10 protein-coding genes and 1 pseudogene are annotated in these 15,164 nt (G+C 43.0%); 8 read left to right on the forward strand and 3 right to left on the reverse strand.

What is annotated here, in order from left to right:
- The 5 genes and pseudogenes from ABLA76_RS13280 to aceK all read left to right on the forward strand — a co-directional run.
- Nucleotides 1-230 (forward strand): annotated as a pseudogene (locus tag ABLA76_RS13280) (hypothetical protein); the annotation flags it as partial.
- Nucleotides 231-439: 209 nt separating this feature from the next.
- On the forward strand, nt 440-1,369 hold the full coding sequence (gene metA, locus ABLA76_RS13285) for a homoserine O-succinyltransferase (RefSeq protein ID WP_348988279.1): 930 nt from the start codon (nt 440-442) through the stop codon (nt 1,367-1,369).
- A gap of 310 nt (nt 1,370-1,679) precedes the next feature.
- Entirely contained in the window at nt 1,680-3,275 is a 1,596-nt protein-coding gene (aceB, locus tag ABLA76_RS13290; RefSeq protein WP_348988280.1) for a malate synthase A, read from the forward strand.
- Nucleotides 3,276-3,332: 57 nt separating this feature from the next.
- Entirely contained in the window at nt 3,333-4,640 is a 1,308-nt protein-coding gene (gene aceA / locus ABLA76_RS13295; protein WP_348988281.1) for an isocitrate lyase, read from the forward strand.
- 84 nt (nt 4,641-4,724) lie between these two features.
- Complete coding sequence (gene aceK, locus ABLA76_RS13300; RefSeq protein ID WP_348988282.1) at nt 4,725-6,449, forward strand: bifunctional isocitrate dehydrogenase kinase/phosphatase; 1,725 nt, start codon at nt 4,725-4,727, stop codon at nt 6,447-6,449.
- A 223-nt stretch (nt 6,450-6,672) separates the two neighbouring features.
- Here aceK and iclR read toward each other — a convergent pair whose 3' ends face one another.
- Both iclR and lysC read right to left on the reverse strand, forming a co-directional pair.
- Nucleotides 6,673-7,503, reverse strand: a complete 831-nt coding sequence (gene iclR, locus ABLA76_RS13305) for a glyoxylate bypass operon transcriptional repressor IclR (protein WP_047769929.1) — start codon at nt 7,501-7,503, stop codon at nt 6,673-6,675.
- Between the two features lie 209 nt (nt 7,504-7,712).
- Nucleotides 7,713-9,086, reverse strand: coding sequence for a lysine-sensitive aspartokinase 3 (lysC, locus tag ABLA76_RS13310; protein ID WP_348988283.1), 1,374 nt, complete (start codon nt 9,084-9,086; stop codon nt 7,713-7,715).
- A 277-nt stretch (nt 9,087-9,363) separates the two neighbouring features.
- Between lysC and pgi the strand changes: the two genes are divergently transcribed.
- The 3 genes from pgi (at nt 9,364) to ubiA (ending at nt 12,602) form a co-directional block, all read left to right on the forward strand.
- Nucleotides 9,364-11,010, forward strand: coding sequence for a glucose-6-phosphate isomerase (pgi, locus tag ABLA76_RS13315; RefSeq protein ID WP_348988284.1), 1,647 nt, complete (start codon nt 9,364-9,366; stop codon nt 11,008-11,010).
- Between the two features lie 183 nt (nt 11,011-11,193).
- Entirely contained in the window at nt 11,194-11,706 is a 513-nt protein-coding gene (ubiC, locus tag ABLA76_RS13320; protein WP_348988285.1) for a chorismate lyase, read from the forward strand.
- 29 nt (nt 11,707-11,735) lie between these two features.
- Nucleotides 11,736-12,602, forward strand: coding sequence for a 4-hydroxybenzoate octaprenyltransferase (gene ubiA / locus ABLA76_RS13325; RefSeq protein ID WP_348988286.1), 867 nt, complete (start codon nt 11,736-11,738; stop codon nt 12,600-12,602).
- Between the two features lie 57 nt (nt 12,603-12,659).
- On the opposite strand, the gene plsB is transcribed toward ubiA, so the two are convergent.
- Nucleotides 12,660-15,128 (reverse strand): glycerol-3-phosphate 1-O-acyltransferase PlsB, encoded by a 2,469-nt coding sequence (gene plsB / locus ABLA76_RS13330; RefSeq protein ID WP_348988287.1) that lies wholly within the window; start codon nt 15,126-15,128, stop codon nt 12,660-12,662.
- Nucleotides 15,129-15,164: the final 36 nt, after the last annotated feature.

The raw sequence follows: 15,164 nt of genomic DNA on the forward strand, positions 1-15,164 counted from the left end.
CTGACACTCATTCATTAGTCAGAAAAGCCATCCGTCACCGGATGGCTTTTTTGCGTTTAGATGTTTGGAAAAATCAATTACGATATTTGCATCACCATCCAAGTTATCACCTTGCCAGGGAACCTTATGAGTTGGTTGTCTTAAGTTATCCTGAACAACTAAGCGAACAAAGTTATCAGGCGTTTAAAGATTGTTTGAGCTATCAAGTTATGAACTCTGCCTATCTTTAATTTCACTTATGAAATATTGATATTGGTCACATCGTATTGCGACTAATATCGGCTTAATTTTTCTTCCTTATTCTGATAACTATTTCCTATATAATAAAATGAAATAATTTCAATTTGAGTACAATAACTCGACATTTAACTTCCATTTGGGGTAAATTTGGCTATCTGGAAGTCTAAATACACAAGTTCAATAGTCGAGGTTTTAAGCAATGCCAATTCGTGTACCAGATGAATTACCTGCGGTGAACGCTCTTTGCAATGAAAACATTTTTGTGATGACCTCAACACGGGCCAGTATTCAGAATATTCGTCCATTGAAGGTATTGCTCCTTAACCTAATGCCAAAGAAGATAGAAACAGAAAACCAGTTTATTCGGTTATTGTCTAACACACCGCTTCAAATCGATATTCAATTGCTGCGTATTGATAGTCGCCAATGCAAAAATACCCCCGCTGAACATTTGGACACTTTTTATTGTGATTTTGATTCAATAAAAGATCAAAATTTCGATGGGTTGATTGTCACAGGCGCTCCTTTGGGACTCATTGAATTTGAGGATGTGGTTTATTGGAGCGAGGTTGAAAGAATAGTGATGTGGGCAAAAGAGCACGTTACCTCGACACTTTTTGTTTGTTGGGCTGTTCAAGCAGCATTGAAAGTGCTTTACCACCTTCCTAAATATACGCGAAAAACTAAACTATCTGGCGTTTATTCCCATTCAACTTTAGATCCTCTGGCATTGTTAACCCGTGGATTTGACGAAACATTTTTTGCCCCCCATTCGCGTTTTGCTGATTTTCCTGAATCGCTGATTCGTGGACATACAGATTTGGATATCTTAGCCAGCTCAGAAGAAGCAGGCGCTTATTTATTTGCCAGCAAAGATAAAAGATTAGTATTTGTGACAGGGCACCCTGAATATGGCGCAGGTACATTGGCCGCAGAATATTGGCGTGATCGTTCTGCTGGTCTGGAACCGGAATTACCGGTTAATTATTTTCCAAATAACGATCCTGCAAATAAACCTATTGCGTCTTGGCGCAGCCATGGTCATTTACTATTTTCAAATTGGTTGAATTATTATGTCTACCAAATTACGCCATATGATCTGGCTGTTATGAATCCCACCTTAGATTAAATCCAATTTGAGTTTTAAATCAAAATGAGCGGTTGCTGAAGCGAGCCACTTCTCATTTTTTTAATTTTCCTTCCGTTGCTGTCGTTCAATAGTCATCCGTTATTTTTCATGCATAACAAAAACTTAACATTGTTGCGTGTTATTTTTTAGAATTTATTTTCCAGATTTTTTTATCTTTTATGTATCTTAATTTGTTGATTTTACTTAATTAATTTACATTATTAAAAATAATGGAAACTGTTTTTGATTTATTTTTTTAATTGATTACTCTTAAGCAGATGAGTGTTTAAAAGTGAGAAGTGGGGAGATTATGCAGCAGGCATTAGCAACAAAATTAACCTTTATTAAACCTTTTGGAGAGGAGGAGAAACAGGTGTTATCACCTGAATCTATTCGCTTTTTAGAGGATTTAATTATCGAATTTTCTGACAGACGTACAAAATTATTGGATGAGCGTGTACATTGGCAGGAAAAGATAGATAGTGGCTCATTACCTGACTTTATTTCGGAAACAGATTCCATTAGAAATGGGGATTGGAAAATTCAGGGAATACCCGATGATCTCAAAGATCGTCGGGTTGAAATAACGGGTCCTGTAGAGCGCAAGATGGTCATCAATGCCTTAAATGCCAATGTAAAAGTATTTATGGCAGATTTTGAGGATTCATTAGCACCTGAATGGGATAAGGTCATCAATGGACAAATTAACTTACGGGATGCCGTCAATGGAACGATCTCATATACCAATGAGCAGGGTAAGCGTTATGAGTTGAAAGCAGATCCCGCAGTATTGATTGCCCGGGTTAGAGGGCTGCACCTGCCAGAAAAACATATCCTCTACAAGAACGGACCGATTTCTGGCGGACTGTTTGATTTTGCTCTCTATTTCTACTTGAATCATAAGAAATTACTGCAAAAAGGCAGTGGTCCTTATTTTTATCTACCCAAAATACAGAGCTACCATGAAGCACAATGGTGGAGTGATGTGTTTCGTTTTGCGGAATCACGTTTCAATTTGCCAATAGGTACGATTAAGGCAACGGTTTTGATTGAAACATTGCCAGCCGTATTCCAGATGGATGAAATTTTGTATCACTTGCGTCATCACATCGTTGGCCTGAACTGTGGGCGCTGGGATTATATTTTCAGTTATATCAAGACACTGAAAAATCATGCTGATCGCGTTTTGCCGGATCGCCAATCCGTTACGATGACACAACCTTTCTTGAGTGCTTACTCTCGATTACTGATTAAAACCTGTCATAAACGTGGGGCATTTGCAATGGGAGGAATGTCGGCATTTATTCCTAGTAAAGATCCTGTGCAAAATCAGCAAGTTTTGGACAAAGTCAGAGCGGATAAAGAGCTGGAAGCCAATAACGGCCATGATGGTACATGGGTTGCGCATCCAGGGCTTGCAGATATTGTCATGGAGGTCTTTGACGCAAAACTGGCAGAGCGTCAAAACCAATTAACCGTTTTACGTGAAGAAGATGATGCGATTACGGCTGAACAATTGCTTGCGCCTTGTTTGGGAGAAAGGACAGAAGAGGGAATGCGCGCAAATATTCGCGTTGCCGTTCAGTACATAGAAGCCTGGATTTCGGGGAATGGATGTGTACCGATTTACGGTTTGATGGAAGACGCGGCTACGGCAGAGATTTCCCGAACGTCTATTTGGCAATGGATTCGCCATGAAAAATCACTCTCTAATGGTAAAAAAGTGACAAAAGAACTGTTCAGAGAAATGTTGAAAGAAGAATTAGATGTGATTAAACAGGAAGCTGGGGAGCCGCACTTTAATCAAGGGCGATTTATGGAAGCTTCTGATTTAATGGAAAGAATTACCACTCAGGACAACTTAATTGATTTCCTAACATTACCTGGTTATCAGTTATTAGATTAGCTTAAAGACAATAATGGCAAAAATATCCGATTAATTAAGCATAGGAAGTAGAACATCATGACCATGTCCCGGAAACAACAAATCGCTCAATTGGAACAAGAATGGCAACAACCGCGTTGGAAAGGTATCACTCGTCCATATAGTGCTGAAGATGTCGTCAAATTGCGGGGTTCGATTAATCCTGAACATACTTTAGCGCAGCTGGGGGCGAAAAAGTTGTGGAACTTGCTGAAGGGTAACTCGAAAAAAGGCTATGTAAATGCGCTTGGGGCGCTGACAGGCGGGCAGGCACTTCAGCAAGCTAAAGCAGGTATTGAGGCGGTTTATCTTTCCGGTTGGCAAGTGGCGGCAGATGCAAATACCGCAGCGAGCATGTATCCCGATCAATCATTGTATCCTGTTGATTCTGTTCCTAATGTAATCAAACGTATTAATAATAGCTTCCGTCGTGCAGATCAGATCCAATGGTCAAATGGTATCAATCCAGATAGTCAAGAATATATTGACTATTTCCTGCCGATTGTTGCAGATGCGGAAGCGGGGTTTGGCGGGGTACTGAACGCATTTGAACTGATGAAAGCGATGATCGAGGCGGGTGCTGCGGCAGTGCATTTTGAAGATCAACTGGCCGCAGTGAAAAAATGTGGACACATGGGTGGCAAAGTCTTGGTTCCGACTCAAGAGGCTATTCAGAAGCTGGTAGCTGCGCGGTTGGCAGCGGATGTCTCCGGTGTACCCACCTTATTAATCGCACGCACCGATGCAGATGCAGCAGATTTGCTGACCTCAGATTGTGATCCTTATGACAAAGCGTTCATTACTGGCAAGCGAACCTGTGAAGGCTTCTATTGTACTCGTGCTGGTATTGAACAAGCTATCAGCCGTGGGTTAGCTTATGCCCCTTACGCCGATGTTGTCTGGTGCGAAACCTCTACACCGGATATTGAAGCGGCTCGTTGTTTTGCTAAAGCCATCCATGCTAAATATCCTGGCAAGTTGTTAGCTTATAACTGTTCGCCTTCTTTCAACTGGAAAAAGAATCTGGATGATAAAACGATTTCCAGTTTTCAAGAGCAGTTATCTGCTATGGGATATAAATTCCAGTTCATCACACTTGCGGGCATACATAGCATGTGGTTCAACATGTTTGATTTGGCCTACGATTATGCACGTGGTGAAGGAATGAAACATTATGTTGAAAAAGTTCAGGAACAAGAATTTGCTGCCCTTGACCGTGGTTATACATTCTCCTCACATCAGCAGGAAGTGGGAACGGGATATTTTGACAAAGTGACCACGATTATTCAGGGAGAAGGGGCTTCTGTTACAGCATTAACCGGTTCGACAGAAGAACAGCAATTCTAAGTTCATTATACTGATTGGGATAATAAACTGTGGGGGAATTCCCAAAAGGGATACCCCTTTACGTGCCGAGTAAGGTGGCTAAATATGGAAATAGATCTCGCACATTTAATTGCACAAACCATTTTGCAGGGATTTGATGCGCAATATGGTCGATTTCTGGAGGTCACTTCTGGGGCACAGCAACGTTTTGAACAGGCCGACTGGCCGGCTGTACAGCAGGCCATGAAAAAGAGAATTAACTTGTATGATCATCATGTTGGATTGGTGGTGGAGCAATTGAAGCGCATTCACACTTCATTACAATATGATGAAGATTACATTGCTGAAGTTAAAGCGGTTTATACCCGTTTACTGCCTGATTATCCGCGTTTTGAAATTGCCGAAAGTTTTTTTAATTCGGTTTACTGTCGTTTTTTTAAACATCGTAACTTGAAACCAGAAAACCTCTATATCTTTTCTTCCCAACCCTCTTCCCGTTTTCGTCATATTTCTCGCCCATTATCACGGGATTTTTTTCCTAATGATAATCTTGCAGCAACGTTGCGAACCATCTTAAATGATTTGCCATTACGCCTTAAATGGGAGAATTTGGATCGGGATATTAGTTATATCACGCAATATTTACAGAATACATTTTCCCAATCTGATTTATTACACTCCACATTCCAGATCGCGAATGAATTGTTTTACCGCAACAAGGCAGCCTGGTTGGTAGGAAAGATCAGGATGGGGGCGATTGTTTATCCCTTTTTGTTACCGATTCATCACAATGAATCGGGGGGGATTTTTGTCGATACCTGTCTGACCCACTACGATGATGCCAGCATTGTTTTTGGTTTTGCCCGTTCTTATTTTATGGTTTACGCGCCCTTGCCCGCCGCTTTAGTTGAGTGGTTGCGTGAAATTCTTCCGACGAAATCCACAGCAGAACTCTACATGGCGATAGGCTGTCAAAAGCACGGTAAAACAGAATACTACCGTGAATATCTGACATTCATTAATTCCACTCAGGAACAGTTCACAATTGCACCGGGTGTGAAGGGCATGGTCATGCTGGTTTTCACTTTCCCGTCATTTGATCGTGTATTTAAAGTGATTAAAGACAAATTTGCACCACAGAAAGAGGTTTCTCAAGAGCGTGTTCAGGAGTGCTATCGTCTGGTAAAAGAGCATGATCGTGTTGGAAGAATGGCTGATACTCAGGAATTCGAAAACTTTGTGATTGATAAACGCCATATTAGCCCTGAGTTAATGGAGGAATTGCAAAAAGAGATACCAAAAAAGTTAGAGGATTTAGGCGATAACCTCTTGATAAAGCATCTTTATATGGAGCGTAAAATGATGCCGTTAAATATTTATATGGAACAGATCAATGATGAGGAGCAATTGAAGGATGTGATTGAGGAATACGGAAATGCCATTAAGCAACTGGCTGCGGCAAATATTTTCCCTGGTGATATGTTGTTTAAAAATTTTGGTGTTACACGCCACGGAAGGGTGATTTTCTACGATTATGATGAAATCTGTTATATGGCCGAAGTGAATTTTCGGGATATTCCTCCGCCACGCTACCCAGAAGATGAGTTAGCGAGCGAACCTTGGTTTAGTGTTGCTGTTAACGATGTTTTTCCAGAAGAGTTTCGGCATTTTTTATGTACTGACAAACGTATTCGACGTTATTTTGAAGAAAGTCACAGTGATCTGTTTAAATCAGATTACTGGCGGGCATTGCAAGAGCGTATTACAAACGGATATATAGAAGATGTTTTTGCGTATCGCAGTAGACAGCGATTTAGTCAACGTACTTAAATAAACCAAATAAGAAAGATATACCAATCCAACTTCAAGATGCGTGTTATATCTCCCCGCGCAGCGGGGAAATATAAGGCCTCGCGTCATCTTGCAGATTGCAACTTGAAGTTTATCGAGTATAAGCCGTGATATTATGTTGGCTGTTAAAAACGACCGCAGGTGTTTCAATAACTTGACATAATTCGCGGCATGATGAGGTCTGGTTATTTTTTGGAGAAAATTACTTAATGCCACCGTATTCCCGGCTAATTGCCTTTGCTGCCCGCATGACAAGAGCGCCAAGTTCAGTCACTCGATCATCAGAGATACGTGATACTGGGCCGGAGATGGAAATAGCGGCAAAGGCTTCATGATGCTCATCATAGATACAGGCAGCAATACAGCGTAATCCTAACGCATGTTCTTCATCATCAAATGAAAAACCCTGCTTGCGGATCTGTTCGAGATTTTCTGTTAATGCTGCGGCGGTGGTACAGGTATGCTGGGTATAAGCGTGCATTCCTTTTTTATGCAGCAATTGGAAGCGTTTTTGTTCAGAGAGGGTAGACAGCAGGGCTTTTCCAGCGCCGGAAGCGTGCATCGGTAGATTGCCACCAATGGGAGCGGACATTCTCATCAGCGCATTGCATTGCACTTGATCAACAATCACGGCTTCATATTCGTCCAGATTAAGGATAGCAAGGTTGACGGTTTCACCGGAATCTTCCATTAACTGACGCAATATCGGATGAACCAGCACCATCAGATTACGGCTTTGTAAGAAACTACTCCCAACGACAAAAGCATGAGAAGCGATCACCCATAACCCTAGATCACCTATTTGGCGAACAAAACCATGTTGCTGCAAGGTGGTCAAAAGACGGTGGGTCGTAGAGTTGGGCAGACCGGCTTGTATCGCCAGATCAGTCAAAGCAACACCAATAGGCGAATCGGAAATGTATTCCAAAAGTGTCAGCCCTCGGCTTAAAGACTGAACCTGACCGCTTGCAGCGGCACTATTTGTCATCATTTTCGTTTTTTTTGTGCGTTTGCTGGCAACGGCTGTGCTCATAAGATTCTCTCTAAATAATCGTCTGCTTGCAGCAACGATAGCTGCGATGGACAAAAAATGGAATTTATTTTCGTTTTCTTATTATGAATGATAAAGAGGGGAAAAACACATCCGATGTGTTGTGGTTTGATTAATTAATCCTCTTTGCAAAATCAAGAAAACCCGCTTTTCATGCGGGTTTTTCTGGCTCGATGTTTGACTTTATTTTGTCATCCTTCAAACAAACTCTGATGCAATGTCTGAATGACTTGTTCTGCATCGTTACCCGGAACGAGCAGACAGACATTATGGCTGCTTGCACCACAGCTAATCATGCGGATATTAAAGGGTTCCAACACGCCAAAAATTCCTTTTCCCAATCCTTTTGCTCGTGAAAGTTCATTACCGATAATTGCTACTAATGCCATATCTTCCTCGACTTCCACATGGCACAATTTAGAAAGTTCAGTGAGTAATGCATTGGTCAGCAGGTTGCCATTAGTGCTGGTGGAACCTTTAGTATCCAGTGTCAGGGCGATGCTGACTTCTGATGTAGTAATCAAATCCACCGAAATATTATGGCGTGACAGTAGGGTAAAAACTTCTGCCAGAAAACCCCTGGCATGTAGCATTTTCAGGCTATGTAATGTCAGTAAAGTCTGTTTACGGCGCAAGGCCAATGCACGAAACAGCGGGGGATTTTCTGTTTTATCACAAACTACCGTACCGCCTGCTTGTGGATCTTTGCTGGAGCCGACAAATACCGGAATGCCACAGCGAACAGCCGGTAGTAATGTGGCCGGATGGAGGATTTTGGCACCAAATGTTGCCATTTCTGCCGCTTCATCAAAGGCAATTTTATTGATGCGTTTAGCGGTAGGAACAATACGGGGATCGGTAGTGTAGATGCCGGGAACATCTGTCCAGATATCAACACGCTGTAAACCAAGCACTTCCCCCAGTAAAGCTGCGGTATAATCACTGCCACCTCGTCCCAGCGTAGTTGTCCGCCCTTTTTCTTCTCTGCCAATAAACCCCTGAGTGATGACGATTGTATTGTTCAGGCGAGGATGAAGGTACCCCATTGCCAAAGTATGGATCTGGCATATATCTGGCTCTGCCCGCCCAAAGTTATCATTGGTTCGCATGATCCGACGGATATCAAACCATTCGGCACCCATATTGCGTTGACGTAGCAACTCTACAAACAATAAGGTGGACATCACTTCTCCGTGGCTAACCAATTCATCCGTCAGTGCTTCTGATGTGGCGAGCGATGCGGCTTCTGACAGCATCTCAATATTTTCCAGCAGGCGATCAATTTCCCCACGGATCACATCGGCTTCATTCAAGCGGTCAATAATGGCATATTGAATGTCACGGATCTGTTTCAGGTAACTCTCCCGTTTGTCACTCCCGCAGCCAGTCGCCAATGCAACCAGCAAATTGGTTACGCCAGCAGAAGCTGACAGAACGACCACCCGGACATTTGTGTTCGCCAGGATAATGTCGGCGCAATTATTCATGGCATCAAAATCTGCCACACTAGTACCACCAAATTTTGCTACTACATACTGCGAGTTAGGAGATGAAACAGCACACATGGATGATAACCCTTTGTTTGGAGAATAGTTCAGAGAATAGGCTGTTAGAAATATCGGGTTAGGCGTACGGAGTCAATATTTGACAATAAAGCATAAATAATTTTCATGATGGAAAGGAAATTATCGTTTTTGCCTATCTCAACAATTAAGACTGGAAATCATGAGCTATTTTGACCAATATCAGTAATTACAAGGAAAAGGAGATCAATCACAGAATTAAGCCGTTACAATCTGTGCATTCCTATTATTTATTGACAGTTGATAGAGAGCATTATTCATGAAAAGCATCAACCCTAGCCAGACCGAAGCCTGGAAAGCATTGCAGCAGCATTTTGAGCAAATGAAAAATGTGCATTTGCGGGATCTGTTTGAACAGGATAAAAAACGATTTACGGCATTTTCTGCGACATTTGATCAGCATATTCTGGTGGATTATTCCAAAAACCGCATTACGACGGAAACACTGGAGAAATTACAAGCATTGGCACAAGAAACCGATTTAGCCAGTGCAATTCGCAGTATGTTCTCTGGTGAGAAAATCAATCGCACTGAAGATCGTGCTGTGCTGCATATTGCCCTACGTAACCGGAGTAATACCCCGATTATGGTGGATGGGGAAGATGTGATGCCGCAAGTCAATGCGGTGCTGGCGAAAATGAAATCATTCAGTGAACGCATCATTAGTGGTGAGTGGAAAGGCTATACAGGCAAAACCATTACAGATGTTGTCAATATTGGTATTGGTGGTTCTGATCTTGGTCCTTATATGGTGACTGAAGCACTGAAAGCGTATAAAAATCACCTGAATATGCACTTTGTTTCCAATGTTGATGGAACCCACATTGTTGAAACGCTCAAAAACTTGGATCCAGAAACCACCTTGTTCTTGATTGCTTCCAAGACGTTTACTACGCAAGAAACCATGACCAATGCACATTCTGCCCGCCATTGGTTCCTGCAAAGTGCCGCTGATGAAGCACATGTCGCGAAACATTTTGCGGCATTATCCACCAATGAACAAGAAGTGAGAAAATTTGGTATCGATCCCCAAAACATGTTTGAGTTCTGGGATTGGGTAGGGGGGCGCTATTCGCTCTGGTCTGCAATTGGTTTATCTATTGCGATTTCCATTGGTTATGAAAATTTTGAACAGCTGTTGAGTGGCGCTCATGCCATGGATAAACACTTTGAGCAAACCGCCTTCGAGCAGAACATTCCTGTTTTGCTGGCACTGATCGGCATCTGGTACAACAATTTCTTTGGGGCAGAAACTGAAGCGATTCTGCCTTACGACCAATACCTGCACCGTTTTGCTGCCTATTTTCAACAAGGCAATATGGAATCAAATGGTAAGTACATCGATCGTGATGGCAATCCGGTGAATTACCAGACAGGGCCAATTATCTGGGGCGAGCCTGGCACCAATGGTCAACATGCGTTCTACCAGCTTATCCATCAGGGAACTAAATTGATCCCGTGTGATTTTATTGCGCCAGCAATTAGCCATAATCCAGTGAGTGATCACCACAGTAAACTGCTCTCTAACTTCTTTGCACAAACTGAAGCATTGGCATTTGGTAAAACACAGGCTCAGGTGGAAGCTGAATTTGCACAAGCAGGAAAAAATGCCGAAGACGTGGCGAATGTTGTGCCATTCAAAGTGTTTGAAGGTAATCGTCCGACCAACTCTATTTTATTACGTGAAATTACCCCATTCAGTTTGGGGGTATTAATTGCTATGTATGAACATAAGATCTTTGTTCAAGGCGCCATTTTGAATATCTTCTCATTTGACCAATGGGGCGTAGAATTGGGCAAACAATTGGCGAACCGTATTTTGCCTGAACTGCACGATGTAGAAGCTGTAACTAGCCATGACAGCTCTACAAATGGCCTGATTAACCAATTCAAAGTGTGGCGTTAATCTGAACTTTTATATTATCTAATCTCTTCTCACCTTAATAACAACAGTTGTTAAGGTGAGTTTTTTTGTGATTTACATAATTTGTTATCAACTTTTAATTTTATTGGTCTGCAACATGATATCCTCACTCCCCATTCGTTGCGCTGTCGGGGAAATTGCTCTTCCCCGCAATGGGAAAATGATATGGCAGATGACACAATATTAAATTCAACCCCCATCCACTGGTTATCATCAAATGAGACTGACCCTCTGCCTGAATCTGTTTTAGATTGGCTGATGGAAGTCGGCTCAATGACACGTCGCTTTGAACAACATTGTCAGCAGGTATCGGTTGCACCTTTCCGGGAAGATTTTATTACTCTGGCAGAGTTAAATGATGAAAGTGAGCACTTACCTGAAAGTGGAAAATATTGGTTACGTGAAATTGTCTTGTATGGAGATAACATCCCGTGGCTTTTGGGGCGCACAGTGATCCCTGAGGAAACACTCACTGGCCCAGATAGAAAATTGGTGGATGTCGGCACGGTTCCACTTGGACGTTATCTTTTTAGTGGTCATAATTTAACGCGGGATTATATCCAAATAGGCCGGCAGGGGGATCGTTGGGCGCGTCGTTCTTTATTGAGGCTGTCGGGCAAGCCACTGCTGCTCACAGAGGTTTTTTTACCGAATTCACCTGTATATAAAGAGAATTAAGATCAACAGAACTAAAGGGGAGAAATAGATTGAAGGTCAGTATTACGCGGGATAAATGGCGTGCTTATTGTCGTTTAATGCGTATCGATAAACCGATTGGCACATTATTACTATTATGGCCAACCTATTGGGCATTGTGGATCGCCGCAAAAGGTATGCCAGATTTGCACATAGGGTTAGTCTTTACTCTTGGTGTGTTTTTCATGCGTGCTGCGGGATGTTGCATTAATGATTTCGCAGACAGAAAATTTGATGGGTATGTAGAACGGACAAAATCTCGTCCTCTTCCCAGTGGCGATATTACCGAAAAAGAAAGTAAAATCTTGTTTGCCACACTGATACTTATTTCTTTCGCGCTGGTTCTGACACTGAATAAAATGACGATTGCATTGTCGGTCGTTGGTCTGGCACTGGCGTGGGTTTACCCTTTTGTCAAGCGTGTTAGTCACTTGCCACAAGTTGTGTTAGGTGCTGCTTACGGCTGGTCAATTCCTATGGCATTTGCCGCAATCAGTGAGTCCTTACCTTTAGAATGCTGGCTGTTATTTTTGGCTAATATCATTTGGTCTGTCATTTATGATACACAATATGCCATGGTTGATCGTGACGATGACCTGAAAATCGGCGTGAAATCGACCGCTGTGCTTTTTGGGCGCTTTGATAAACTGATCATTGGCATTCTGCAATTCATCATGCTGGGCATTTTGGTTTTAGTTGGCGGGATGGTGAATCTGGGGGGAATCTATTATTGGACGGTATTGCTGGCAACCGCATTATTCGTTTATCAGCAGAAACTGCTCACAAATCGGGAAAGGTCTGCCTGTTTTCAGTCATTTATGAACAATAACTACGTTGGTTTAGTTCTATTCCTCGGCATCTTTTTTAGCTATGTATAATATAACGGGCGGTAAACCGCCCGTTAATTTCTTGTTGCCATCACCAGCCTGGCCTTGTTATGGCTGATTTTGTGCTATCTGTATAGGTTCATTCTGTTCTGGTGGCATACTGACACTTTCAATCGTCAAGCGAATTTCAGGTGACATCAACTCACTCAATACATGATAGAGTTCCTGGGCACTGGTGGTGATCATATCGCCGCTGTCTTGAATATAACCCTCTTCACGCAACGTATTGACCGAGCAAGCAAAAACGGCCTTATCAAAGAACTCTGGCGCGTTGATGCCATGCAGAACTGACAGACGTTGTGCCAGCATCCGGCTCTCTTTTTCCAGTACACCACGGCTGATTTCAGGAGTGGCATTCAACAAAGAGAGCGTTATGGCATAACGTTGCAGCGTTTCCCTGATGCCTGCTGCCAGCAATTGCAGTGGGCGAATACGCGCAGGATTCAGCACCAGCATTTCTTGCTCTTTGTTGCAGATAAGGCATTGGCGCGCAAGCTCATCAATCAAGGTATTGACGACGTCCGGGAGCGTTTCCTTACTGTAACGCATGAAAAGTTCCTGCTTGATCAGCGGATAAATCAGTGCTACCTGTCTGAGCAATTCACTGCGACTAATGCGGCGGTGATGCATAATAATACTGGTAATCAGGGATGGCAGGATCAGTAAGTGCTGGATATTATTACGATAATAAGTCATCAGTACCGCGCTTTCACGTGGCAGGATAATAATATCGCCCAGGCCGTCTTTCTCAACCTCAAACTTATTCATCATAAGAGCGTGATCTAACAACTCTTCTGCGGTTTGGTTTGGCACCGTGATATCGTTAGTGTAAGGCACATTACGCAGTAATTGCAGATAGCAATCTAACTGCTCAATAAGTTGCTCGCGTGTAAGTGCTCGCTGACGTGATGATAACAGTGCTGTAGTGCATAAATTGATAGCATTAGCTGCGGCAGCATTATTGATATTGACCATAATATTGTTAGCCAGTTTACTGACTGTTGGCGTCAGCCATGTTGGACGCTGAGATTCTATCGGGTCAATGGAGTCACGCCACTCTGGTACATGCTGATTCAGGTATTGTATCAACGGGATCGGTTCACCAAAATTTACGTAACCTTGTCCCAGATTACGTAATTTGCGCAACCCTCGAACCATCTGGAAAAAGCTTTCTTTTTCCTTGGTGGCCCCGCGCAGCTCTTTGGCATACGTTGCCACTTCCATCACATATTCATAACCGATATAGATCGGCACAATCGTGATGGGACGAGATTCTCCCCGCAGCATGGCTTGCAAGGTCATGGAAAGCGTCCCCGTTTTGGGATCAAGCAAACGACCAGTACGGGAGCGTCCTCCTTCGACAAAGTATTCAACCGAATAACCGCGGGTAAACAACTCACCGAGATATTCACGAAAGAGGGTTGAATAGAGCTTATTGCCTTTAAATGTACGGCGGATAAAGAACGCACCAAGACGACGGAATATCGGACCGGCAGGCCAGAAATTCAGGTTAATACCCGCAGCAATGTGCGGTGGAACCAGTCCTTGGTGATAGAGCACATAAGAGAGCAGAAGGTAGTCCATATGGCTGCGATGGCAGGGAACATAAACCAGTTCATGACCATCCTGTGCCAACTGGCGAACTCGTTCGGCGTTATGGACATTGATGCCTTGATACAAACGGTTCCAGGTCCAACTTAAAACCCGGTCGGTCAAGCGTACGGTTTCATAGGAGAAATCCGCAGCAATCTCTTCCAGCATATTGATAGCATTCTGCTTTGCCTTTTCGGGAGAGATTTTCTTGCTACGGGATTCATCAGCAATCGCTTTTTCTATTGCTTTTGATGTCAGTAACTTGTTGAACAGATCCTGCCTGGCAGGCAAACGAGGTCCAACAGCCGCAAGACGCTGGCGGGAATAGTGCATCCGGGCCACACGGGCGAGTTTATTGGCGATGATATTATCTGTACCATGTTCGTCGGCCATACGGCGTAAAGACACCGGAGTGGAGAAACGGACAAAACTATCCCGTCCAAGCCATAAGATCGCAAAAAACTTCTGCACGCCATTTAGCAAGCGTAATCGTGGGGTTGTATGCCCTTCTTGCCCTTCGCGCCCAGGGGATCGGCCAAACATGACGGAAACAGGCACCATCTGGATATCCAGATCGGGATTATTACGATGCAAGTCCAGATAGGCGTGGAAAATTTTCACAGATTCATGTTTTGGTGCATAACAACGGAACACACGTGGACCGTTATCAATAAAGACACAACTGGGCAGCTGTGTATCACTAATTTCCAAAGGATTCAACGGATCAGGCAGATCTTGCGCCAGACATTGTTGACGTAGAGTCAATAAGTCTGTTTTTGAGCGGTACGGTAATATGTACAAAATAGGCCGAGTCGTATCAAGACGCAGCTCCGCAATAGGATCCGTAGGGATTAGTTTACTTTTTACTAAAAATTTTAGTGGTAAATTCAATAACTTATAATATATTTTACGCCAACCTGACATAACTGCTTTAAGCCTCTTGTTAGCAACGCATCGCAA

Origin of the sequence: Xenorhabdus sp. SGI240 (assembly GCF_040081915.1) — a bacterium.
GTDB classification, from domain to species: domain Bacteria; phylum Pseudomonadota; class Gammaproteobacteria; order Enterobacterales; family Enterobacteriaceae; genus Xenorhabdus; species Xenorhabdus bakwenae.

Excerpts from the sequence above, each read along its gene's own strand:
- ubiC (WP_348988285.1), top strand. The coding sequence starts at position 11,194 with ATGGCAGATGACACAATATTAAATTCAACCCCCATCCACTGGTTATCA.
- aceB (WP_348988280.1), top strand. The coding sequence starts at position 1,680 with ATGCAGCAGGCATTAGCAACAAAATTAACCTTTATTAAACCTTTTGGA.
- aceA (WP_348988281.1), top strand. The coding sequence starts at position 3,333 with ATGACCATGTCCCGGAAACAACAAATCGCTCAATTGGAACAAGAATGG.
- lysC (WP_348988283.1), bottom strand. The coding sequence starts at position 9,086 with ATGTGTGCTGTTTCATCTCCTAACTCGCAGTATGTAGTAGCAAAATTT.
- pgi (WP_348988284.1), top strand. The coding sequence starts at position 9,364 with ATGAAAAGCATCAACCCTAGCCAGACCGAAGCCTGGAAAGCATTGCAG.
- iclR (WP_047769929.1), bottom strand. The coding sequence starts at position 7,503 with ATGAGCACAGCCGTTGCCAGCAAACGCACAAAAAAAACGAAAATGATG.
- metA (WP_348988279.1), top strand. The coding sequence starts at position 440 with ATGCCAATTCGTGTACCAGATGAATTACCTGCGGTGAACGCTCTTTGC.
- aceK (WP_348988282.1), top strand. The coding sequence starts at position 4,725 with ATGGAAATAGATCTCGCACATTTAATTGCACAAACCATTTTGCAGGGA.
- plsB (WP_348988287.1), bottom strand. The coding sequence starts at position 15,128 with ATGTCAGGTTGGCGTAAAATATATTATAAGTTATTGAATTTACCACTA.